Source organism: Actinomadura bangladeshensis, from assembly GCF_004348335.1.
Lineage (GTDB): Bacteria > Actinomycetota > Actinomycetes > Streptosporangiales > Streptosporangiaceae > Spirillospora > Spirillospora bangladeshensis.
On record NZ_SMJW01000004.1, the window covers coordinates 57,455 to 79,552 of the forward strand.

At 73.1% G+C, this 22,098-nt stretch carries 21 protein-coding genes; 11 read left to right on the forward strand and 10 right to left on the reverse strand.

Features of this window, described 5'->3' with window-relative positions:
* Positions 1-16 precede the first annotated feature (16 nt).
* Genes E1284_RS01985 through E1284_RS01995 form a run of 3 tightly spaced genes read right to left on the reverse strand, consistent with a single transcriptional unit; the run spans position 17 to position 4,192 of the window.
* A complete protein-coding gene (locus tag E1284_RS01985; protein ID WP_207923510.1) occupies positions 17-697 on the reverse strand; it encodes a response regulator transcription factor in 681 nt (226 codons plus the stop codon).
* Positions 697-1,944: a sensor histidine kinase gene (locus tag E1284_RS01990; protein WP_131936372.1), complete on the reverse strand. Its 1,248-nt coding sequence runs from the start codon at positions 1,942-1,944 to the stop codon at positions 697-699. The genes E1284_RS01985 and E1284_RS01990 overlap by 1 nt, the downstream gene beginning before the upstream one ends.
* Before the next feature lie 7 nt (positions 1,945-1,951).
* Positions 1,952-4,192: an MMPL family transporter gene (locus E1284_RS01995; protein WP_131936374.1), complete on the reverse strand. Its 2,241-nt coding sequence runs from the start codon at positions 4,190-4,192 to the stop codon at positions 1,952-1,954.
* Between the two features lie 375 nt (positions 4,193-4,567).
* On the opposite strand from E1284_RS01995, the gene E1284_RS02000 reads away from it, so the two are divergent.
* Complete coding sequence (locus E1284_RS02000) at positions 4,568-5,815, forward strand: glycoside hydrolase family 6 protein (RefSeq protein WP_131936376.1); 1,248 nt, start codon at positions 4,568-4,570, stop codon at positions 5,813-5,815.
* A 375-nt stretch (positions 5,816-6,190) separates the two neighbouring features.
* Here the strand turns inward: E1284_RS02000 and E1284_RS43575 are convergent, their stop codons facing one another.
* Positions 6,191-6,319, reverse strand: coding sequence for a hypothetical protein (locus E1284_RS43575; RefSeq protein WP_279433012.1), 129 nt, complete (start codon positions 6,317-6,319; stop codon positions 6,191-6,193).
* Between the two features lie 104 nt (positions 6,320-6,423).
* A complete protein-coding gene (locus E1284_RS02005; RefSeq protein WP_424923462.1) occupies positions 6,424-6,837 on the reverse strand; it encodes a roadblock/LC7 domain-containing protein in 414 nt (137 codons plus the stop codon).
* Between the two features lie 225 nt (positions 6,838-7,062).
* On the opposite strand from E1284_RS02005, the gene E1284_RS02010 reads away from it, so the two are divergent.
* From E1284_RS02010 to E1284_RS02030, 5 genes are read left to right on the forward strand one after another with little or no spacing between them, the layout of a single operon-like run.
* Positions 7,063-9,486, forward strand: coding sequence for a sensor histidine kinase (locus tag E1284_RS02010; protein ID WP_131936378.1), 2,424 nt, complete (start codon positions 7,063-7,065; stop codon positions 9,484-9,486).
* Positions 9,483-9,899: a roadblock/LC7 domain-containing protein gene (locus tag E1284_RS02015; RefSeq protein WP_131936380.1), complete on the forward strand. Its 417-nt coding sequence runs from the start codon at positions 9,483-9,485 to the stop codon at positions 9,897-9,899. Before E1284_RS02010 ends, E1284_RS02015 begins: the two co-directional genes overlap by 4 nt.
* Before the next feature lie 14 nt (positions 9,900-9,913).
* Positions 9,914-10,282: a DUF742 domain-containing protein gene (locus tag E1284_RS02020; protein ID WP_131936382.1), complete on the forward strand. Its 369-nt coding sequence runs from the start codon at positions 9,914-9,916 to the stop codon at positions 10,280-10,282.
* Positions 10,263-10,874 (forward strand): GTP-binding protein, encoded by a 612-nt coding sequence (locus tag E1284_RS02025; RefSeq protein ID WP_131936384.1) that lies wholly within the window; start codon positions 10,263-10,265, stop codon positions 10,872-10,874. Before E1284_RS02020 ends, E1284_RS02025 begins: the two co-directional genes overlap by 20 nt.
* Before the next feature lie 56 nt (positions 10,875-10,930).
* Positions 10,931-12,142: a cytochrome P450 family protein gene (locus E1284_RS02030; RefSeq protein ID WP_131936386.1), complete on the forward strand. Its 1,212-nt coding sequence runs from the start codon at positions 10,931-10,933 to the stop codon at positions 12,140-12,142.
* Here the strand turns inward: E1284_RS02030 and E1284_RS02035 are convergent.
* The 5 genes from E1284_RS02035 to E1284_RS02055 form a co-directional block, all read right to left on the reverse strand.
* A complete protein-coding gene (locus tag E1284_RS02035) occupies positions 12,082-12,474 on the reverse strand; it encodes a hypothetical protein (protein ID WP_131936388.1) in 393 nt (130 codons plus the stop codon). The genes E1284_RS02030 and E1284_RS02035 overlap by 61 nt on opposite strands.
* Before the next feature lie 5 nt (positions 12,475-12,479).
* On the reverse strand, positions 12,480-13,439 hold the full coding sequence (locus E1284_RS02040; protein WP_131936390.1) for an ABC transporter substrate-binding protein: 960 nt from the start codon (positions 13,437-13,439) through the stop codon (positions 12,480-12,482).
* 53 nt (positions 13,440-13,492) lie between these two features.
* On the reverse strand, positions 13,493-14,353 hold the full coding sequence (locus E1284_RS02045; protein WP_131936392.1) for an ABC transporter ATP-binding protein: 861 nt from the start codon (positions 14,351-14,353) through the stop codon (positions 13,493-13,495).
* Between the two features lie 7 nt (positions 14,354-14,360).
* Entirely contained in the window at positions 14,361-15,467 is a 1,107-nt protein-coding gene (locus E1284_RS02050; RefSeq protein WP_131936394.1) for a FecCD family ABC transporter permease, read from the reverse strand.
* Positions 15,468-15,598: 131 nt separating this feature from the next.
* Positions 15,599-18,388 carry an ATP-binding protein gene (locus E1284_RS02055; protein ID WP_131936396.1) on the reverse strand — a complete coding sequence of 930 codons (2,790 nt, stop codon included), beginning with the start codon at positions 18,386-18,388 and terminating at the stop codon, positions 15,599-15,601.
* A gap of 189 nt (positions 18,389-18,577) precedes the next feature.
* Here E1284_RS02055 and E1284_RS02060 point away from each other — a divergent pair, with 189 nt between their 5' ends.
* From E1284_RS02060 to E1284_RS02080, 5 genes are all read left to right on the forward strand, one after another.
* Complete coding sequence (locus tag E1284_RS02060) at positions 18,578-18,934, forward strand: VOC family protein (RefSeq protein ID WP_131936398.1); 357 nt, start codon at positions 18,578-18,580, stop codon at positions 18,932-18,934.
* Positions 18,935-18,984: 50 nt separating this feature from the next.
* Positions 18,985-19,602 (forward strand): VOC family protein, encoded by a 618-nt coding sequence (locus E1284_RS02065; protein WP_131936400.1) that lies wholly within the window; start codon positions 18,985-18,987, stop codon positions 19,600-19,602.
* Between the two features lie 299 nt (positions 19,603-19,901).
* Positions 19,902-20,735, forward strand: a complete 834-nt coding sequence (locus E1284_RS02070; protein ID WP_131936402.1) for a peptidoglycan-binding domain-containing protein — start codon at positions 19,902-19,904, stop codon at positions 20,733-20,735.
* A 52-nt stretch (positions 20,736-20,787) separates the two neighbouring features.
* Complete coding sequence (locus E1284_RS02075) at positions 20,788-21,678, forward strand: peptidase inhibitor family I36 protein (protein ID WP_165965091.1); 891 nt, start codon at positions 20,788-20,790, stop codon at positions 21,676-21,678.
* Between the two features lie 34 nt (positions 21,679-21,712).
* On the forward strand, positions 21,713-22,098 hold a 386-nt coding region (locus E1284_RS02080; protein ID WP_165965092.1), incomplete at its 3' end, for a peptidase inhibitor family I36 protein.

Genomic DNA, 22,098 nt, shown 5'->3' on the forward strand with positions numbered 1-22,098 from the left:
TGGCCCTCCGAGGCGGCTAGGGCAGGGGGTCGGTGGGGGCGGCCTGGGCCAGGCCGGTTCGGTAGGCGATGACGACCAGTTGCGCTCGGTCGCGGGCGTCCAACTTCGTCATGGCGCGCTGGACGTGGGCGCGGACGGTGAAGGGGCTGAGGAACATCCGCTCGGCGATCTCCTGATTGGACAGGCCGGTCGCGACCAAGGCCACCATCTCGCGTTCGCGCGGGGTGAGCCTGGCGAGTCGTTCGGGGTTCTCCGGCGGGACGCCGTCCGGGGTGGCCAGGAAGCGGGCGACCAGCGAGCGGGTCGCTGCCGGGGACAGCAGGGTGTCGCCGCCGGCGATCGTGCGCACGGCGTCGAGGAGGTCCTCGGCCCCGATGCCCTTGCCGATGAAGCCGCTCGCCCCCGCGCGCAGTGCCCGGGCGACGTACTCGTCGGTCTCGTAGGTGGTGAGGATCAGGATGCGGCTGGCGCGCAGGTCCGGGTCCGCGCAGATCTGCGCGGTGGCGGTGAGGCCGTCCACGTCCGGCATGCGGATGTCCATGACCACCACGTCCGGACGGAGTTCCCGGGTGAGCCGCACCGCCTCCCGGCCGTCGGCGGCCTCGCCGACCACGGTGATGTCGTCGGCGCTGTCGAGGAGCATCCGGAAGGCGCCGCGCAGCAGTGCCTGGTCGTCGGCGAGCAGTACCCGGAGCATCACGGTGTCTCCCCGGTTCCGCTGGTCCTGCGCGTCATGTCCCTGGCGGGCGGGAGCGGCAGTTCGGTGGAGACGAGGAAGCCGCCCTCGGGGCGGCTGCCCGCGGAGAGGTGCCCACCGACGGCGGTGGCGCGTTCGCGCATCCCGATCAGGCCGTAGCCGGGCTGGTGGTCCGGCGCCGTGGACGCGGACGGTGCCGTCCGGGCGCCCGTTCCGTCGTCGGCGACGATGATGGTCACGCGATCGCGGCTCCAGGCGAGGCGCACCCGGGCGCTGCCGGTACCGGCGTGCTTGGTCACGTTGGTCAGTGCCTCCTGGATGATGCGGTAGGCGGTGAGGTCCACCCCGGGCGGCAGCGGCCGGGCGGTGCCCTCCTCGTGCACCGCCACCTCCAGACCCGCGCGGCGGAACGACTCCAGGAGCGTGGGCAGCCGGGACAGCCCGGGCGCCGGTTCCGCGGGCGCGGCCGCGTCCCCGGACTGGCGCAGCAGGCCGACCGTGGCCCGCAGGTCGTCGAGCGCGGCGCCGGTGGTGTCGACGAGGTCGGCCAGGCTCCGGCGGGTCTGCTCCGGACGGGTGTCGAAGAGGTGGGCGGCGACCGTGGCCTGCGCGTTGGCCAGGGTGATCTGGTGGGCCACGAGGTCGTGCAACTCCCGGGCGATGCGCACCCGCTCCTCGGCGACCCTGCGGCGCGCCTCGCTCTCCCGGCTCTTCTCGGCCCGCCGGGCCCGCTCCTCCACCGCCGCCAGGTAGGCCCGCCGGTTCTGCGTCGAGTGGCCGAGGATGCCGGCCACCAGCGGGAACACCGCCACCGCTCCGATCCTGCTCGCGTCCTGCCAGGAGAGGGTCCCGAACTCGAACACGAGGATGGAGGCGACCAGCAGCGCCGCGGAGGCGACCAGCACCGCGCCCGCCGTGCGCCGGTCGGCGCGCACGGCGAGCGTGTAGGCGGTGATCACGGCGGGCGCCAGGATGAGCGGCGTCAGCAGGAGGTTCAGCGGCGGCACCAGCGCGCCGATCGCGGTCGTGGCCGCCATGGCGGCCACCGGTGACCGGTGCCGGGCCGGCAGCACGGCGCAGGACGCCGCGGCGATGAGGTAGGCGGCGGGCGGCGGCGAGGAGAGGATCTCGTCGTCGACCCGCAGCGCACCGCCCAGCAGGCAGAGCGCGAGCGCGATCGCCGTGATCACTCCCTCCCGCCACCGCAGCCCGCGCGGACGCAGGACACCGCCGCCCGTGTTCGTCATGGCCGGCTCAGCGTCGGCCGACGGGACGGCGCGGGGACGTCGCGTCGGGCCGGGTCGCGGCGGACGGGGCATGCCCGCCCAGCGCCTCGCCCTCGACGTCCACGTTCGGCAGCACACGATCAAGCGTACGCGGCAGCCACCATGCCCGGCGGCCGAGCAGCGCCAGGACCGCGGGCGCGATCGCCATCCTGACCGCGAACGCGTCGAAGGCGACGGCGGAGGCCAGGCCGACGCCCATCGTCTGGATGGTCGGGTTGGCCATCCCGATGAACCCGGCGAACACGCTGATCATGATGATCGCCGCCGCGGCCACCACGCGTCCGCTGTACTGGAAACCGCGGACGACCGCCTCGCCGGGGGACGCGCCGCGGACGTACGCCTCCCGCATCCGGGTGAAGAGGAAGACCTCGTAGTCCATGGCGAGGCCGAACACGATCCCGATGATGAAGACCGGCATCAGCGACATCACCGGCCCGGTCTGCTCGATGCCGATGAGGTCCGCCGCCCAGCCCCACTGGAAGACGGCGACGAGGACTCCGAAGGCGGCGCCGACCGACAGCAGGAAGCCGAGGGCGGCCTTGACCGGGACCAGGATCGAGCGGAACACCACCGTCAGCAGGAGCACCGCGAGCCCGATGACCACGCTCAGGTAGGGGACGAGGGCGTCCGACATGGCTTCGGAGATGTCGATGTTCAGCGCGGTCGTGCCGGTCACCACCATGACGGCGCCCGTGCCGGCCTCGACGCCGGAGGCCGCGTCCCGGATGTCGTGCACGAGGTCCTTGGTCGCGGCGCTGCTCGGCGCGGTCCGCGGGACGGCGGTGAGGACGGCCGTGTCCTCGGCCTGGTTGAGAACCGGATCGTCGACCGACGCGATTCCGTCCAGCCCGCGTACCGTCCTGGTGACCAGGCCCGTGGCGGCCTGTCGGTTCGCGGCGTCCGACAGGTCCACGACCACGGTCAGCGGGCCGTTGAAGCCGGGGCCGAAACCCTCCGACAGCAGGTCGTAGGCACGCCGCTGGGTGGTCTCCACCGACGCGGACTCGTCTCCGGGAAGCCCGAGTTCGAGGCTCAGCGCCGGCACGGCGACGGCGCCGAGACCGAGCCCGGCGACCAGCAGCACGGTCAGCGGCCGGCGCAGCACGAACCGCGCCCAGCGGGTGCCGAGCCCGGGACGGCGGCCGGCGGGCACGGCCTGCGGTCCGGCGCCTCCCGGCCGGGCGGCCTTGCGGACGGCGCGCGACAGCACCCGGCGGCCGGAGAAGCCGATCAGCGCCGGGACGAGGGTCAGTGCGATGAGCACGGCGAGCGCCACGGCGCCCGCGCCGCCCATGCCCATCCTGGTGAGTTCGGGGATACCGACGACCCCGAGCCCGACCAGGGCGATGACGACGGTCGCGCCGGCGAAGACGACGGCGGACCCCGCCGTGCCCACCGCCCGCCCGGCGGCCTCCTCCGGCGCGAACCCCCGGGCGTGCTCGTCACGGAAGCGGGAGGTGATGAAGAGCGCGTAGTCGATGCCGACCGCCAGCCCCAGCATCAGCGTCAGGATGGCGACGGTGGACGTGAGGTCGAGCACCTCGGCCAGCGCGGTGACCAGGCTGAAGGCGATGACCACGCCCCAGAAGGCGGTCAGCAGCGACAGTCCGGCCGCGACCAGCGACCCGAGGGCGAGGAGCAGCACCACCGCCGCCACCCCGACGCCGATGAGTTCCGTCGTGCCGCCCGGCGCCTCGTCCGAGTCCAGGGCGGAGCCGCCGATCTCCGCGGTCAGCCCAGCGTCCCGGGCCCGGCCCGCGGCGCCCTCCAGGGCGCTCTTCGTCGACGCGGTCAGGTCGACGGCGTCCGCGGTGTAGGTGATCACGGAGTAGGCGATGGTGCCGTCCGCGCTGACCGCGCCGGTCTTGTAGGGGTCGGTGGTGGAGGCGACCTGGTCGCCCCCGTCCAGCGAGGCGAGCGCGTTTTCGACGGCCGCCCTGTTCTCCCGGGCCGTCACCCGCTGCCCGTCCGGAGCCCGGAACACCAGGCGGGCCTCGGCGCCCTGCGCGTTGCCCTGCGGGAAGCGCTGGTCCAGCAGGTCGAACGCCTTCTGCGACTCGGTGCCGGGCATGGACAGGCCCTCGTCCTGCGCCGCCGGCGCCATGGCGGCGGCGACCGCGGCCAGCACCAGGGCGCCCAGCCACAGGCTGCCCACGAGCCGGCGCCGCCGGAAGGCCCACCGTCCGATCCGGTAAAGAAACTTCGCCACTTGCAGATCACTCCAGATACCGCTGGGAAAGGGGAACGCGCGGGATTCGCGCGCCTCCAACACTCCCCGCCGGCGCCCCGCCCGGAATCGTCTCCCGCCACCGTCTTCCCGCCATGCGTCCGGACCAGCCGCTTCTCACCTCCTGGTGCGCACGCACTAGACGGAGGCACTCCCGCAGAGGAGACGCCTCGGGTCGACGGCCTCCGCCGGCCGCGACCGCGAACCGGTCGCGGGCACCGGGGGCCGTGAAAGGCGGCAGGGCCGGATCAGGCCGTGATTTGGGCCTTGACGGACGTTCGGGGGGTGATCACACTCCCTGGATGGGAGCGCTCCCACGCCTCCCGCCGGAGCCTCGAAGAGAGTCTGGAGTACCGGATGAGACGACGCATCGGGATCCTCGCCGCCGCCACGGCGAGCATCGTCGCGGTTCTCGCGCCGCCCGCGCCGGCGCAGGCACAGGTGCAGGCGCATGCACCGGGACATGCGCCGGGACACGCTCGGCCGCACGGTGACCCGCTGGCCGGGAAGGCGAGGTTCTACGTCGAGCCCTCGACCAACGCCGGGAAGCAGGCCGACCTCTGGGCGGCCGAAGGGCGCGGCGCCGACGCGGCGCAGATGCGGGCCCTGTCCAAGGTGTCGCAGGCGATCTGGTTCACCGGCGGCACCCCCGCCGAGGTGCGGGCGGCGGTGCGGCGGACGATGGCCGGCGCGGCCCGGCAGCGCGCCGTCCCGGTGCTGGTGGCGTACAACGTGCCGGGACGGGACTGCTCGCAGTACTCGGCGGGCGGCGCCGCGGACGAGGCCGCCTACCGGGCCTGGATCGACGCCTTCGCCAAGGGGGTCGGCGGCGGACGGGCCGTGGTGATCGTCGAGCCCGACGGGCTGGCACTGCTGTCCAGCGAGCCGTGGTGCAACGAGGGCGGCGGCGGGACCACCGGAACGCCGGAGGACACCGGCCGCATCGACGAGCGCTTCCGCGAGATCAACTACGCGATCACCACCCTGCAGCGGCTGCCGCGCACCGGCGTCTACGTGGACTCCGGGCACTCCGACTGGCAGCCGCTCAACGACTACGACGCCGGATACGGCGAACCGCGCGCGCAGCTCGGCATGGCCGGGCGCCTGCTGAAGGGCGGCATCGCCAAGGCCGACGGCTTCGCGCTGAACGTCTCGAACTACCGCGGTACCGACGAGCTGGTCTCCTACGGCACCAGGCTGTCCAAGTGCCTGCGCTTCCGCCAGGAGACGGGCGCGGCCAGTTGCTCCGACACCGACCTGGCCGGCGTCCCGGACGACCCGCGCGGGCTCACGCACTTCGTCCTGGACACCAGCCGCAACGGCCAGGGACCGTGGACGCCTCCGGCGGACCAGTACACCGACGCCCAGGTGTGGTGCAACCCGCCCGGCCGCGGCCTCGGCGCCCGTCCCTCGACCCGCACGGGTGACCCCCTGGTGGACGCGTTCCTCTGGGTCAAGCGTCCCGGCGAATCCGACGGCCAGTGCACCCGCGGCACCGCCGGTCCGGAGGACCCCGAGTACGGCGTGGTCGATCCGGCGGCCGGCGCCTGGTGGGGCGAGTACGCCCTGGGCCTCGCCCAGCGAGCCGTGCCCCCGCTCCGCTGACCGGTCAGGACGCATCTTCCCGGCGGTAGGTCGCGAGTACGGGCAGGGTGGGCTTCACCTTCGTGCAGCAGGTGAAGCCCACCCTGCCCTGCGACGACAGCCGGGCCACGTTACTCCCATGAGAAACCGCAACGGATCCCGGCCATAAAGGCCCGCTTCCGGGAACTACTTTGCGGAAGAGTCCGGCTTCTCGCCTGCATGAGCGCATAAAGCGAAGACGCCCAGAACTGCCGTCATTCAATCTCGACTTGCCGAGATGCCGGGTTTATGATATATGACCCGCGACCGACCGGAACGGTCGTCAATTCCTCAGTCAGGTGCCGCCGTGATTTGCACGTCAGCACCATGACTGAATCACAGGATAGAACCTCCGATTCAGAACCGATTCACCGTATCGCTTTCCACATCGATGACCAGGCGAAATGCACTCTCGCCACCTGATTCGGCGTCGACGATCACCGGCGCCCGCACAGCGGCGCCGCAGACGGCGCACGCGGCGAACACGGGAGCAATTGCCGCCGCCCTATCAACACACCGGTGTCAGGTAGGCCGGAGTTCTCCGAATCCGGCGGGTGCTCTTCCGCCCCTCCTCCCCGATCCCCCCATTCCTAGGAGCCGGTGCGGTTCCGGGGGCGGGACGCGAGGTGCTCTCCGACTCGTCCGACCAGCAGGGTCATCTCGTAGCTGATCTGCGCCGGGTCGGCGGTCGCGTCGGTGAGGACGGTCAGCGACGCGCCCTCCCCCGCCGCGGTGACGAACAGGAACGCGTTGTGCATCTCGATGATCGTCTGATGCACCTCGCCCGCGCCGAACTGGCTGCGCGCCCCCTGCGCCAGGCTCTGCACGCCGGCGGCCAGGGCGGACAGGTACTCCGCGTCCTCCCGGCCCAGGCCGGCGGACGCCCCCATGAGGAGCCCGTCCGCCGACTGCACCACCGCCTTGGTCACCTGGGGCACGCGTTCGACGAGCCCGTCGATCAGCCAGTCCAGCCGGTCGGTCGATTCGCCTCGCAGCGGCGTCACGTGGCTTCTCCTCTTCCGAGAGATGGGTGGGCGTTCGGGGTCGCCGAACGCCGCCACATGATTCCATCGGCGGACCGGCAAGATCCACGGAATTCCAGACAAATGATCAAACAGTGGCTACGGTGTTGCCCGAGTTCGGCCGTCCGGTGCCCCCGCCAAGCCTGAGAGAGACACCATGAACGACCACGCCCGCCATATCCGCGTTGACCTCGGACTTTCCGTCCGGTGAGGACCCCACGCCGCCGGCGCTCGATCCGGTTCTCCCTTTTCGGCCTGATCATCATTCCGATGGTGTCGCTGATCACGCTGTGGGCCTTCGCGGCGCAGAGCACCGCGTCCAAGGCCATCAACCAGCGCAACCTCGACACCACGAACGAGATCTACGGCGGCGCCGCGCAGCCGATGCTGGTCACGCTGGCCCAGGAACGGCAGGAGTCGGTGACCTGGCTGAGCCGCAACGAGCGGCTGCCGCGCACGTCATTGGACGCCGTCCGCACGAAAATGGACGGCACGATCGTCCAAATGAACAAAGCTGTTAACGCGGACGAGTTCCAGGCCACGCTGACCGGCCCGATGAAGCGGCGGCTCTCGGCGCTGATGGGGAGGCTCAACCGGATCGGCGAGCTGCGGAGCAGGGTCGACTCGCGCGCGCTGACGAGGCTGGAGGCGTTCAACGCCTACAACGACGTCCTCGAAGCCCACTTCCAGTACGTCAACGTGCTGGTGGCGGGCGACGGCCTCCAGCAGTCCGCGCACACCGCCGCCATGTCGCGCGGCATCGAGCTGCGCGGACGCGAGATCGCGCTGGTGGGCGGCGTGCTCACCGACGGCGGCCGGATGACCGCCGGCGAGTACGCGGCGGTCAGCAGGCTGGTGTACGAGCGGCGGTTCCTGGAGAGCTCGAACCTCGCCGAGCTCCACCCGGCCATCGCGGCCCCCTTCGAGCAGGCGCTGGCGTCCCCCGCCGAGCGGACCTTCACCGCGGTCGAGGACAACATCCTGGCGACCCGTCCCGGCGCGAGGCTGCGGATCGGCCCGGCCGACTGGAAGGCGGTCGCGGGCGCGTCCATCGGTGCGGTGGACGGCGCGCTCGGGAAGTCCCGGGCGGTGAACGCCGCCGAGGCCAAGAAGGCCTCCGACGACACCCTGCTGCGGCTCCTGCTCATCGGCGTCATCGGCCTGGTCGCGATCACCCTGACGGCGTTCCTGATGCTGCGGTTCAGCCGCCGCATCAGCCGCGACCTGCTCGGCCTCCAGGGCGCCGCGCGCACCATGGCCGAGGAGCGGCTGCCCGACGTGGTGCGCCGGCTGAGCCACGGGCACGAGGTCGACGTGGCGGCGGAGGCGCCGCCACTGGACGTCGGCCGGACGGCCGAGGTGTTCAACGTGTCGGCCGCGTTCTCGTCCGTGCAGCGCACCGCCGTCGCGGCCGCCGTCCGGCAGGCCGAGCTGCGCGCGGCGGTCAACCAGGTGTTCCAGAACCTCGCCCGGCGCAACCAGTCGCTGCTGCACCGGCAGCTCGCGATGCTGGACACGCTGGAGCGCAAGGCGTCCGACCCCGACGCCCTCGCCGACCTGTTCGCCATCGACCACCTCACCACCCGCATGCGGCGGCACGCCGAGGGCCTGATCATCCTGTCCGGCGCCGCGCCCGGCCGCGGCTGGCGGCACCCGGTCGGCATCCTGGACGTGCTGCGCGGCGCCATCGGCGAGATCGAGGACTACGCCCGCGTCGAGGTGGTCAGCACCGCGGAGGAGGGCATCGTCGGCTCGGCCGTCGCCGACGTGATCCACCTGCTGGCCGAGCTGATCGAGAACGCGGCCGTCCTGTCGCCGCCGAACACGCCGGTCGAGGTGGACGCCGGGCTGGTCGGCCAGGGCTTCGTCGTGGAGATCCAGGACCGCGGCCTCGGGATGAACCCGGACAAGCTGGCGGCCATCAACGAGCAGCTCCGCCGCGAGCCGGAGTTCGACCTGACCCACGGCGACCAGCTCGGGCTGTTCGTCGTCGGGACGCTCGCGCACCGGCGCGGGATCAAGGTGGCGCTGGAGCCGAACGCCTACGGCGGCATCAAGACCGTCGTGCTGCTTCCGCACGCGCTCGTCGTCCCGGCGGACCGGGTCGGCCGCAGGAGCGACGCCGGCGCCGAGCAGGCGGACGTCCCGGCGGACGTCCCCGAGCGGGCCGCGGCGCCGGCGGACTCCGGGCCTTTGGACATCGTCGGCCACGACACGCAGGAGAACGCGATGGACTCCGTCGGACGGCACCGCGCCGGCGGCACCGAGCCGCACGGCGACCAGGACCCGCTCGGCATGCCGCCGCCCAGCTCGGCGCCCGCCCCGGCGCCCGCGACGAGCGCTCAGCCCGAGCCTCAGCCGGCACAGTCCGCGCAGCCCGCGCAGCCGGCGTCCACGTCCGCGGACACCCACGCGGGGATGCCGCGCCGCGTGCGCCGCGCGAACCTGGCGCCGCAGCTGCGCGACGCCGCGCCGCCCGCCAGGGAGGAGCGGCGGCCGCCCGGACGGAGCGCGCGCTCGCCGGAGCGGGCCAGTTCGGTCATGGCCTCGATGCAGAGCGGATGGCGGCGCGGGCGGAGCGAACCGCCGCAGGCCCCGCCCGCAGGACGTGACGAGGAGGACGGACGATGACGGAAGCAGCGATCAGCGCCGATGAGGTGCGCCGGCTGCTCGACGGGGTGGGCGGCGCCGCGGAGCTGGTGGGCGGTGCGGTCCTGCTGTCCCGGGACGGGCTGGTCGTGGCCTGCTCCTCCGGCCTCGGCCGGGAGGACTCCGAGCATCTGGCCGCGCTGGTCGCGGGCGTGCAGGGCCTCGCCCGCGGCGCGTGCCGCCGGTTCGACGGCGGCGAGCTGCTGCAGAGCGTCATCGAGATGGACTCGATGCTGGTGTTCATGGTCCCGGCGGGCGAGCACGCGTGCCTCGCCGTGCTGGCGGGCGCCGACGCCGACGCGGGCGCGGTCGTGTTCCGGATGTTCCAGCTCGCCGAGGAGCTGGCCGAGCGGCCGCCGTTCATCCCCCGGCTGTCGGGATCGGGCGCCAGGTGAGGCCGGGGTGACCGATGAGCGATGACCGATGGCTCGACGGCGACGCGGGCCCCGTCGTCCGTCCCTACACGGTCACGCGAGGCCGGACCAGGCTCCGCGACGACGGCCTCGACCTGATCTCCGTGCTGGAGGCGACCGGCGTACCGGTCCCCCGGCGGGTGCGGCTCGACCCCGAGCACCGCAGGCTGCTGGCGATCTGCCGGCAGCCGATCACCTTCGCCGACCTGGCGTCCGAGATCGACCTGCCCGTCGGCGTCGTGCGGGTCCTGGTCGACGACCTGCGCGACGAGAACGCGCTCCGGGTGCTGAAACCGACTCCCACCGGCGACGTCCCGGACGAGCTCGTACTAAGGAAGCTGCTGCATGGACTACGCGCACTCTGACACCGCCGTCCGGAATCCGGGCGGCCCCGGAGGCGGCGGTCAGCTGACCGCCGCGAAGATCCTCATCGCGGGCGGGTTCGGGGTCGGCAAGACGACCATGGTCGGCTCGATCAGCGAGATCCGCCCGCTGCGCACCGAGGAGCTCCTCACCGACCGGAGCGTCGGCGTCGACGACACCACGGGCGTGGACCGCAAGGTCAGCACCACCGTGGCCATGGACTTCGGCCGGATCACGCTCCCGGACGACCTGGTGCTGTACCTGTTCGGGACGCCGGGCCAGCAGCGGTTCTGGTTCATGTGGGACGAACTGGCGCTCGGCGCCGTCGGCGCGGTGGTGCTCGCCGACGTGCGCCGGCTCGCCGACTGCTTCGGCACCGTCGACTACTTCGAGGACCGCCGCACCCCGTTCATGGTCGCGGTGAACTGCTTCGACGGCGCTGAGCGCAAGAATCCCGAGGACGTGCGGATCGCCCTGGACCTGGACGACGACGTCCCGCTGGTGCTGTGCGACGTGCGCAGCCGGGACTCGGCCAAGCAGGTGCTGATCACCATGGTCGAGCACGTCCTCACCAAGACCACGTCCAGGCGCTGACCGACCGCGCCGCCGCGCCACCGCAATCCCCAACCCCCGCACCCACAAGGGATCACATGACAATGGCCCTGCCCGCCTTCCCCGCCGCGGACGAGAAGCCGCTCGACACCTGCATCCGGCTGCGCGAGATCGCCCCCGTGGTCGAAGTGGAGTTCCCCGGAGGCGTCGCCGCCTACCTGGCGCTGACCCACGACGCCGTGAAGGAGGTCCTCGCCGGAGACAACAGGACGTTCCTGCGCGAGCCCGAGAACTGGCCCGCCCTGTACGACGGGACGATCCCCGAGGACTGGCCGCTGCGCGCCGTCGTCCAGGGCGGTCACCTGTCCACCAAGGACGGCGACGACCACCGGCGGCTGCGCGGCCTGGTCGGGAAGGCGTTCACCCCCGCGCGGATCCAGGCGATGGAGCCGCGCGTCCAGCAGATCGTGGACGACCTGCTCGACGGCGTGATCGCGGCCGGCGACGGCGTCGACCTGGTCCCCGCGTTCACCGAGGCGCTGCCGATGTGGGTGATCTGCGAGCTGTTCGGCGTGCCCGCCGCGGACCGGCACCAGATGCGCACCTGGACCGCCGCCCTGCTGGCGCACACGACACCGCCGGAGGAGGCCTTCGCGACGCAGAAGGCCCTCCAGGCGTACCTGCACGAACTGGTGGACCGGAAGCGGGAGACCCCCGGCGACGACCTCACCTCCGGCCTGGTGCAGGCGCACGACGAAGGCGACCGGCTCACCACCGAGGAACTGGTCGGCGTGCTGTGGCTGATGCTCGTCGCCGGCCATGAGACGACCGTCCACCTGCTCGGCCACGCCATCCTGGCGCTCGCCGAGCACCCCGACCAGCTCGCGCTGGCCAAGGCCGGGAACCGGTGGGACGACGTGGTCGAGGAGACCCTGCGCTACCGCCACTCGGTGATGATGACCAGCTGGCGCTTCACCGCGCAGGACGTGACGATCGCCGGGGTGGACGTCCCCAAGGGCCAGGCGGTCGGCGTCGTCTACCAGGTGGCCGGCATCGACCCGGCCGAGCACGGCGAGACCGCGGACCAGTTCGACATCACCCGCGAGCAGAACACGCGCCTCAGCTTCGGCCACGGCCCCCGCTACTGCATCGGCGCGTCGCTGGCCCGGCTGGAGGGACGGCTGGCGCTGTCCACGCTGTACCGGCGGCTGCCCGCCCTCTCCCTCGCCATCGACCCGGGCGACGTCCCCTACTCCCCGTCGTTCTTCACGATCGGCCCGCTCTCCATCCCGGTGACCCTCGGTCTCTGACGTCTCGCGCCCGGAACCCGGCGGGTCAGGCCGCCGGGTTCCGGGCGGTGATCAGGTACTGCAGGGTGCGGCGGTGGTCGGCGGCGACGCCGTGCACGCCGTCGAGGTCGTAGAGGCCGGTCAGCGTGGCCGGTGCCGGTGCCGATGTCGAGGACGGTCCCGGTGCCGTCCGGCAGGGCGTCCCGCCAGATGCGGGTCCAGGCGGCGCTGTAGTCGGGATGGGCCAGCCGCTGCTCCTGGAACTGCTGGTAGCCGGGGGCGTCCTGGTTCCAGTACCAGGTGATCCGTTCCTGGACCGTCGCGTTCGGTGGGACCGTCGGGTTCGCGGGCATGGCGTTCACTTCCCCTTGAAGTAGGCGGCGAGGCGCTCCAGTCCGTCCAGGACGAGAGGCGTGGGCGGTTCGGTGAAGTTGAAGAGCTGCACGGTGAGCGCGTCGTTCTCGACCGCGCGGAGGTCCGTGGCGCCGGGGATGTCGAGCAGGGCCCGCCTGATCTCCTGGTCGGTGCCGTCGGTGTGCAGCAGGACGATGACGTCGGGGTCGCGTCCGAGGAGCTCCTCCATGGAGACCTCGAAGACGCGCTTGTCGACGTCGGCGAACACGTTGCGCGCGCCGAGCGTCGCGAGTTGCGGCGTGGCCATGCTCTGGCCGCCGTAGGCCCCGACCGTCCCCTCGCCCCGGTAAGGCCAGAGGACGGCGACCTTGCGGCTCTTCTGGCCGGACAGGCCGTCCTCGACCGTCCGGACGCGCCGCTGGAGTTCCTTGACGGCCCGCTCGGCCCTGTCCCGCCGGTCGAAGACCTTGCCGTAGAGCCGCATCTGCTCGTAGATCGTCTCGTAGCCGGGGTCCTCGATCCCCTGCGGGCAGAAGCTGGGCTCGATGAGCACGGGGATGCCGACGGCGGCGAGCGACTCCCGCGTGACGCCCTCCGGCAGGCCGAGCAGCAGGTCGGGGTCCTCGGCGATGATCGCCTCGGCGGAGATCTTCAGGTGCCCGTCGGAGCCGAGCCGGTCGGTGAGGGACGGAACCTTGTTCACCGCCTCCAGGGTCTCCGTCGAGTAGTACTCCGGCGGGAACTTCCCGGCCCGTGAGCCCAGCCGGTCCAGCACGCCGAGCGTGGACAGGTACTGCAGCGGAGCGCTGTTGACGATCATCACGCGGGACGGGGTCTTCTCCAGCTCGACCTCCGCACCGCAGTTCCGGACGGTGACCGGGCGGCTCCCCGACGCGCTCCCGTCCGCCTCGGGGCCGGTCGAGCCGCAACCGGCGAGCGCGGCGGCCAGCAGGCCGGCTGTCACCCAGGCGAGGTGTCGCTTCCTCGTGCGGATCACTGGGCGGGTCACTGGGCGGGTCACTGTGCGGATCGCTCCTTGCCGTGATCGGTGGGACGGCGCGCGGCGGCGAACGGCCCGCGGGCGTCCGCCGATGCCGATGCCGGTGCGGGCTCGGGCTCGGCGTCGAGCGGGTGGAAGAGGAACTGGATGCCGCGCGAGGTTTCGAGGCGCTCGACGCCGACGCCGTAGACGCCTTCGAGGAGCTCGGGCGTCAGGACGTCCGCGCACGGCCCGTGGGCGACGACCTTCCCCTGCTGGAGGACCAGGACGTCGTCGCAGTACCGGGCGGCCAGGTTGATGTCGTGGAGCACGATGACCGTAGTGATGCCGAGTCCGCGGATCATGGTGAGCAGCTCGTGCTGGAACCGGATGTCGAGGTGGTTGGTCGGCTCGTCGAGCACCAGGTGCGCGGGCTGCTGCGCCAGCGCGCGGGCGATCATCACGCGCTGCCTCTCGCCGCCGGACAGCCGGACGAACGTCCGGTCGGCGAGGTGCCGGGCGCCGACCCGGCGCAGCGCGGCGGCCGCGATCCGGTGGTCCTCGGCGCTGTTGCGGGAGAACGTCGACTGGTGCGGCGCCCGGCCGAGCATGACCATGTCCGCGACCGTCATCGGCAGATCGCCTGACGACTCCTGCAGCACGACCGCGACCTCGCGGGCGAGCGCGCGGTGCGGGACGGAGCCGAGCGGCCGCCCGTCCAGCAGGACCTGCCCGCTGCGCGGGGTCACGATCCCGGTGAGCATCCGGACCAGCGTCGTCTTGCCGCTGCCGTTCGGGCCGAGCAGCCCGAGGATCCGCCCCGACTCGGCCCGGACGTCGACGTTGCGTACCACGGTCGCCGCGCCGTAGGCGTAGCCGAGCCCGCGTCCCTCGATCACGGCCGCCTCACTCGCTTCCGGCGTGCAGCCGGCGGACCAGGACGAGCAGGAACGGCGCGCCGACCAGCGCGGTGATGATGCCGATCGGCAGTTCCTGCGGGCTCAGCACCATGCGGGCGCCGAGGTCGGCCCACAGCAGGAAGGTCGCGCCCATCAGCGCGGCGACGGGGACGGCCCGGCGGTGCGGGGCCCCGACGGCGCGCCGGGCCAGGTGCGGGATCACCAGCCCGACGAAGCCGATGCTGCCCGCCGCGGCCACCAGCACCCCCACGGCCAGGGACACCAGCACCAGCAGGACGAGCCGGAACCGCGTCGGCGAGATGCCGAGGGTGTGCGCGGTCTCGTCGCCGATCGCGAGCGCGTCCAGCCGGCGTCCCCACAGCGTGAGCAGGGTGGTCACCAGGGCGACGGCGGTGACGACCACGGCCAGCGGCACCGACCAGTGCGCGAGCGCCAGGGTGCCGAGCAGCCAGAACAGGACCGACCGCGACCCCTCGGCCGAGTCGGACGCGAAGATCAGGAAGCTGGTCAGGGCGTAGAGCGCGTACCCGACGGCCACCCCGGTCATCAGCAGCCGGGTCGAGGTGATCCGCCCCGCCGTCCGCGCGATCACGAACACCAGCAGCGAGGCGGCGAGCGCGCCGAGGAAGGCGGCGAGCTGCAGCGCGTGCTCGCCCCAGCCCGCGCCGAACCCGAACAGGATCGCGGCCGCCGCGCCCGTCGAGCCGCCGGAGTCGACGCCCAGCAGGTACGGGTCGGCGAGCATGTTGCGCACCATCGCCTGCAGCGCCATGCCGGTGACGGCGAGCCCGGCGCCGACCGCCGCGCCGAGCAGCACGCGCGGCAGCCGGACCCGCCACACGATCGAGTCGTGCGCCGGCCGCCAGGTGGCCTCGGCGGGGCTGCCGACCAGGTGGTGGCCGACGATGTCGAGGACGGTGAGCGGCGGCACCCGCACCGCGCCCAGCCCGATCGCCGCGACGACCGTGCCGCAGAAGACCGCCAGCAGCCCGAGCAGGAGCAGCAGGTACCGGCGCCGCCGGGAGGACGCCGCCAGATCGTCGCCGCCGGGTCCCGCGACCGCGACCCGCGTGGCGACCGCCGACGAACTCATGCATCCCCTTAGTAGTTGCAACTAATATGCAATAACTAAGATCATGCAAGAGCGTCCTGTCAAGCGGGACCGCCGTGTGCCGAACCGCTCATCGGCGACACCGGCTCATCGGGGACGACGGCCGCGGCGGGTCACCCGGCGGGCGGGGGCGTGAAGCCGAGGGCGGCGAGGGCGGCCGCTCCGCGAGCGGCGTGCGCACCGCCCGCCAGTACCGCGGTCCGGGCCGACTGGTAGCGGCAACCGGCGGCGTCGAACGCGTCCGCCGTGGCGAGCAGCCGCGCGGAGTCGCCGTCGAGCAGCGCCTCGGCCCGCTCCACGATGGCGCCGGCGACCGGGTTGCCCGCGGTGAGCGTCCGGGCGCCGGCCAAGCGGTCGCGGGCCTCGGGGCCGCCCGCGAGCACGGTGGCCTCGGCGCGCAGCGCCACGTACCAGTGGAGCCAGCTGAAGGTGACCCACTTCCACACCCCGCCCGGTTCGGGGGCCAGCCGATCCAGCGCTTCCGGCGCCCGCCCTGTGTGGAGCAGCAGCAATGCGTCGAAGACCGCGCCGTAGCCGTGGACCCGGTTCGGCGACGTGCCGAACCGCTCCAGGATCGCGTCCCACTCGTGCCGGGCGTCCGGATCCCCGCGCAGGCCGTGGACCGTCGCGACGGCGGCCACCGCCGGTGCCAGGTCCGGCCAGACGGGGCTGCCGCTCCGCTGCCACGCGTCCAGGAACCGGACGGCGCCGGTGAGCACGCCGTCGCCGTCGCCCGCCAGCGCGTCCGCGACCAGCTGCCAGCTCGTCGCGCGGTGCCCCACCTCGGCCAGCGACGGGTGGGCGGCCAGCCGCCGCGCCCAGTCCCGGGCACCGGGCAGGTCCCCCACGCCCATGCCGGTCTGGGCCGCCTCGCCGAGCGCCTGGACGAGTTCGTGGGTGACGGCGGGCGTGACCGGCGCGGACGACAGGAGGGTGACGCGGCGGCGGGCCGTGGCGGCGGTGGCGAACGCGTCACCGGCCCAGCTCCGCACGGCGGCGAGCGCGTCGAGCGCGGCGGACTCGGCGGGCGGGTCGCCGGTGCGGTGGGCGAGTTCGACCGCGTGCTCGGCGCGGGCGAGCGTCTCCGCCACGACGTCGTCCCGCGGGTCCTGGTCGGCGCCGAAGGCGCCGGCCGCCGACGCGGCCTCGGCCAGCGCGACGGCCGCGCGGGCGGCGGGGTCGCCGGCCGCGTGCTCCCGCGCCTCGGCGATCAGCGCGAGCGTCTCCTCCGGCGCCGGCGTCCGGACGAACGTGCCCGCGAACCGGTACACGGTGCTCGCGGCGGTCGCCAGGTCGGCGGCCGCGCGGGCCGGGTCGCCGGCCCGGCGGGCGGCGTCCGCGGCGGCCCGGTACAGGCGGTACATGTCGTCGCCGTGCATGCGGCACCCGGCGACGGCGGCGGCGTGCCGCAGCATCGCCGCGGCGTCGGCCGGCTCGCCGGCGAGCGCGGCGGCCTGCTCGTAGCGCTGCTGGGACTCGCCGAGCAGGTTGCGGGTGAAGGCGAGCTCCGCCAGGCGGCGCGCGAGGTCGTGCGCGTCCGCGCGGTGCTCCGGCTCGCCGGCCGCCCAGGCCAGGGCGGCGCGGAGGTCGTCGGCGACGGCGTCGAACCGGGACCGCCACCCGGCGCCCGCGACGTCGAGGCCGGCCGCCCCGGCCAGGCACCAGCGCAGGTGCCGGGCGCGGATGTCCGCCAGCTCACCGGCCTCGGCGAGCCGCTCGGTCCCGTACTGGCGGATCGTCTCCGGCGCCCGGTACTCGGTCGCGGCCGCGGACGCCCGCACGACCAGCAGGCTCTGCTCGGCGAGCCGGGCCAGCCCGTCGGCGGCGGCGACCCGCGCGGTCCCGGCCACCTCCGCCGCCGCCGCGGCGGTGAACGGCGCGACGAACACCGACACGCGCCGCAGCAGCTCCCGGTCGGCGGGTTCCAGCAGGGTGTGGCTCCAGTCCACGGCCGCGCGCACCGAGCGGTGCCGGTCGTCGGCGCGGGAGCCGCCGGTGAGCATCCGCAGCGGGTGGGACAGCGCGGCGGTGAGGCCGTCCAGCCCGAGCGTGGGATACCGGGCGGCGGCCAGCTCGATCGACAGCGCCATGCCGTCCAGCCGCTCGCAGATCGAGCGGATGTGGTCGTGCAGCGGCGGGTCCAGCGGCCAGCCGATCGCCGTCGCCCGCTCCTTGAACAGCGCGACCGCGTCCGACTCGCCGCCGTCCGACAGCGACAGCGGCGGGACGGTGTACACCCGCTCGAACGGCACCATCAGCCGGGCCCGGCTCGTCGCCAGCACCGTCACCCGGGGGCACGCCACCAGCAGCCGCTCCAGGAACAGCGCCACGCCGTCGCGCACCTGCTCGCAGTTGTCCAGGACGAGCAGGGCGTGCCGGTCGGCCAGCGCCGCCGCCACCGACTCGGTCATGGCGCGGCCGGGCTGCTCGCCGAGGCCGAGCGCGCCGGCGACCGCGTGCGCGACCATGCCCGGGTCGGTGACCGGCACGAGATCGACGAACCACACGCCGTCCGGGAACGCGCCGGCCGCGTCCGCCGCCACGGCCAGCGCGAGCCGGGTCTTGCCCACGCCGCCGGGGCCGGCCGCGGTCACCTGCCGGTGCCCGCCGATCATCTCGGCCAGCTCGGCGCGCTCGCGCGCCCGGCCGACGAACGAGGTCAGCGGAGCCGGCAGGACGGGCACCGGCTGCGCGGCGCCGGCTGCGCCGCGGCTCGCGGCGGCGCGCCCGGCGAGCGCCCGCCGGTCCGGGACGTCCAGTTTCCGCAGCAGCGCGGAGACGTGGCTCTCGGCGGTGCGGACCGAGATGAACAGCCGCGCCGCGATCTCGGCGTTGCTGAGATGGTCGCCGACCAGCTCCAGCACCTCGGCTTCCCGGGGCGAAATATCCACTGTGGCGGTCACTGCCCCATTCTGGCGCACGCCGTCCGTGCCCCTTCCGTGCCGCCTCCGGGCCGCCTCCGTGCCCGTGGTGCGTAGGGCCGGTCCGTAGGCGGCTCCGTATCCGCCACGGATGTGGCCGGGGTGGGCCCGGGGCGAGGCTATGAGCAGTTGAGCAACGGGCCGATGCGGCCCACGAATCCAGGAGTGACCGTGAGCGACTCTCCCGTCCAGGGCATCAGGACAGTGCTGCACCCCGTGAGCGACCTGGCGAAGGCCAAGGCGGTGTACGCCGCACTGCTCGGCGAGGCACCGCAGACCGACTCGCCCTACTACGTCGGGTTCGAGGTCGGCGGCCAGCACATCGGGCTGGTCCCGGACGGCGGACCGCAGGGCATGACCTCGCCGGTGGCCTACTGGCACGTGCCGGACATCGAGGCGAAGCTCGCCGAGCTGACCGCCGCCGGCGCGGCCGTCAAGGAGACCGCGCACGACGTCGGCGGCGGACGCCTGGTCGCCTCCGTCACCGACCCGGACGGCAACGTCCTCGGGCTGATCCAGGACCGCTGAGCACAGCCGCCGCCACCAGACGACGACCCACCTCACCAGAAAGAAGCACCATGACCTCCTTCGAATCCCTCACCCTGGAAGTCTCCGACTCGGCCGCCGCGCAGGCGTTCTACGACGCCGTCGGCCTCGCCCCCTACGTGAACGTCCGCGCCTCGGACGAGCCCGCCGGCGGCTTCCGCGGCTTCGCGCTGTCGCTCGTCGCGTCGCAGCCCGGCAACGTCGACGCGCTCGTCCAGGCCGCCCTGGACGCGGGCGCCACGACGCTGAAGCCCGCCGCGAAGTCGTTCTGGGGCTACGGCGCCGTCGTCCAGGCCCCGGACGGGACGATCATCAAGATCGCCTGCTCCAAGAAGAAGGACTCCGCGCCCGCCGCTCCGGAGTTCGACCAGGTCGCGCTGCTGCTGGGAGTCGCGGACGTCAAGGCGACCAAGCGGTTCTACGTCGATCGCGGCCTTGCCGTCGGCAGGAGCTTCGGCGGCAAGTACGTCGAGTTCGCCACCCCGTCGTCGGCCGTCACGCTGGCGCTCTACCCGCGCCGCGCCCTCGCCAAGGACACCGGCGTCGCCGAGGAGGGCACCGGCTCGCACCGGCTCGTCCTGGCCGGCGGCGGCGAGCCCTTCACCGACCCGGACGGGTTCGCCTGGCAGCCCGCCCCCGCCCGAGTCTGACCCACCGGCGTCCGCGGCCCGGCCGCGGACGCCGGTGCCGGGCCTCGACCGCGGCCCGGGCGCCCTGTGCGGTCGTCACTTCGCGCGCCCTGGTCGATACGGCCATCTGCTGGTAGGGGCCGCGTTGGGCCGGGGGAACGCGCCGTCCCCGGCCCGGCGGGGGCTGTCAGATCGTGCGTTCGGGCTGTTCGGGAGTGCGCGCCGGACAAGCTGACAACACGGATCTTCTTGTGGACACCCGGGGCAATACGTGACTTTGGTCTCCGCCGCGAGCTTCGTCCCGCCACCAGGAGACCACGATGAAGTTGCCCTCAATCGCCGCCGCCCTCGCGACGGCCGCACTGCTCGTCCCCCTGGCCGGCGCGCCGGGGACACCGGCGGCGCGGGCCGCCGTCCCGAGCGTGAACATGGAGGCCACCGTCAAGGCGGCCCAGATCGACCCGCGGCGGGCCGATGACACGCTGACCCCGGGCGCCAAGGCGAGCGTCCTCCTCGTCGAGCGGGCGCTGCGCGACCGGAACCTGCTGGACGACCAGTGGGTGGACGGCTACTTCGGCACCACGACGATCGCCGCCTACGCCAAGTACCAGAAGTCGCTCGGCTACACCGGCCTCGACGCCAGCGGCCTGCCGGGGAAGACGTCGCTCACCAAGCTCGGCGCCGGCCGGTTCACCGTCACGCACGCCATCGGGCCGGGCGCCCGGGTGTCCACCGGCGGCGTCGTCGTCAACACCCGCACGCAGAGCATGCTCACCGAGGCCGAGCGGCTGCTCGGCCGCAAGCTCGTGCTGGAGCAGGGGTCGTACAACCCCGGCGGCGACCCCACGTCCGCGGGCACCCACGACGGCGGCGGCGTCGTCGACATCTCGGTGCAGGGGATGAGCGCCGCCACGCGCACCTCGGTCGCCCGCGCGCTGCGGCGCGTCGGCTTCGCGGCCTGGGTGCGCAGCCCCGACCAGGGCGACTGGCCGTGGCACATCCACGCCGCCGCCATCAGCGACACCGACCTCTCCAGCCAGGCCCAGCACCAGACCGGTGACTACTACCTCGGCCTGAACGGGCTGGCGAACCGCGGCCCGGACGACGGTCCGCGGGTCGCCATCCGTACCTGGGAGGAGTACCAGCGCAGCTGACCTTCGGCAATTCCGGCAACGCGAACAGCAGGCGAAAGGAAAGGGAACGGTTATGAGCACCACGCTGAGCAAGATCTTCACGCTGGCGACCGCCGCGGTGGCGGTCGGCGGCACGGCGGCCGCACTGGCGGCGCCCGCCTCGGCCGCGGCGCGCAACGGCGTCTGCGAGAGCGGCGAGTTCTGCTACTACTACAACAGCAACAACGCCGGATCGGTCTCGGACTTCACCGGATCGGTCGCCGACTACGGCACCACCCAGCCGTCCTGCTACGACTTCAAGGGAGCGGGCAACGGCAAGGGGCTCTGCATCAAGAACGAGGCCGCCTCGGTCTGGAACCGCAGCAGCAAGACCGTCCGCGTCTACTACAACAGCAACTACGGCGGCACCTACCAGGACTTCAAGGCCGGCGCCAAGGGCAACCTGAACTCAAGCCTGAAGAACCAGAACGCCTCCCACAAGTTCTCGCCGTCCACGCGCACGAACATGTCGTACGCGCTGTACAAGGCGAGCGGCGGCATCATCACCTGCGGCTTCGACGGCTACACCACCACCCCCGGACGGCACGAGGGCATCGACATCGCCCGCAGCGTCGGCTCGGACGTGCACGCGCTCGTCAGCGGCACGATCACCTACATCGCGCGCGGGGCCACCGGCAGCTCCGGGCTCTCCACGATCGCCATCTACAACTCGTCGGCCAACAAGACGGTGATCTACCTGCACTCCGCGCCGCGCTCCTCGCTGAGCGTCGGCCAGTCGATCAGCCGCGGCCAGGTCATCGCGGACGAGTCGTGGCGCGGGGTGTCGTCCAGCTCCGGCGCCCACACCCACGTCGAGATGCGCACCGGACGGCAGACGCACGCGTCCAAGAGCGTCAACGACCCGGTCCTGAACAACCCGAACCCGACCACGTTCTGGCACTCCCAGGGCTACAACGTCCGATAGCGGGCAGCGGACTCACCAGAGGAGAGAGTCAACTGTGTCGACACGAAGAGCACGGCTGATCCCGCGGCTCAGCGCGGCGGGCGCCGCGCTGGCGATCGGCGGGGCGGTCCTCATCCCGGCATCGCCCGCATCGGCGGCGAGCCGCGACGGCGTGTGCCAGAGCGGCGAGTTCTGCTACTACTACAACAGCAACAACGCCGGATCGGTCTCGGACTTCACCGGATCGGTCGCCGACTACGGCACCACCCAGCCGTCCTGCTACGACTTCAAGGGAGCGGGCAACGGCAAGGGGCTCTGCATCAAGAACGAGGCCGCCTCGGTCTGGAACCGCAGCAGCAAGACCGTCCGCGTCTACTACAACAGCAACTACGGCGGCACCTACCAGGACTTCAAGGCCGGCGCCAAGGGCAACCTGAACTC

Bases quoted from the DNA above. Each gene is read 5' to 3' on its own strand.
- E1284_RS01985 (WP_207923510.1), bottom strand. From the start codon at position 697: ATGCTCCGGGTACTGCTCGCCGACGACCAGGCACTGCTGCGCGGCGCC.
- E1284_RS01990 (WP_131936372.1), bottom strand. From the start codon at position 1,944: ATGACGAACACGGGCGGCGGTGTCCTGCGTCCGCGCGGGCTGCGGTGG.
- E1284_RS02000 (WP_131936376.1), top strand. From the start codon at position 4,568: ATGAGACGACGCATCGGGATCCTCGCCGCCGCCACGGCGAGCATCGTC.
- E1284_RS02015 (WP_131936380.1), top strand. From the start codon at position 9,483: ATGACGGAAGCAGCGATCAGCGCCGATGAGGTGCGCCGGCTGCTCGAC.
- E1284_RS02020 (WP_131936382.1), top strand. From the start codon at position 9,914: ATGAGCGATGACCGATGGCTCGACGGCGACGCGGGCCCCGTCGTCCGT.
- E1284_RS02025 (WP_131936384.1), top strand. From the start codon at position 10,263: ATGGACTACGCGCACTCTGACACCGCCGTCCGGAATCCGGGCGGCCCC.
- E1284_RS02030 (WP_131936386.1), top strand. From the start codon at position 10,931: ATGACAATGGCCCTGCCCGCCTTCCCCGCCGCGGACGAGAAGCCGCTC.
- E1284_RS02035 (WP_131936388.1), bottom strand. From the start codon at position 12,474: ATGCCCGCGAACCCGACGGTCCCACCGAACGCGACGGTCCAGGAACGG.
- E1284_RS02050 (WP_131936394.1), bottom strand. From the start codon at position 15,467: ATGAGTTCGTCGGCGGTCGCCACGCGGGTCGCGGTCGCGGGACCCGGC.
- E1284_RS02065 (WP_131936400.1), top strand. From the start codon at position 18,985: ATGACCTCCTTCGAATCCCTCACCCTGGAAGTCTCCGACTCGGCCGCC.
- E1284_RS02070 (WP_131936402.1), top strand. From the start codon at position 19,902: ATGAAGTTGCCCTCAATCGCCGCCGCCCTCGCGACGGCCGCACTGCTC.
- E1284_RS02075 (WP_165965091.1), top strand. From the start codon at position 20,788: ATGAGCACCACGCTGAGCAAGATCTTCACGCTGGCGACCGCCGCGGTG.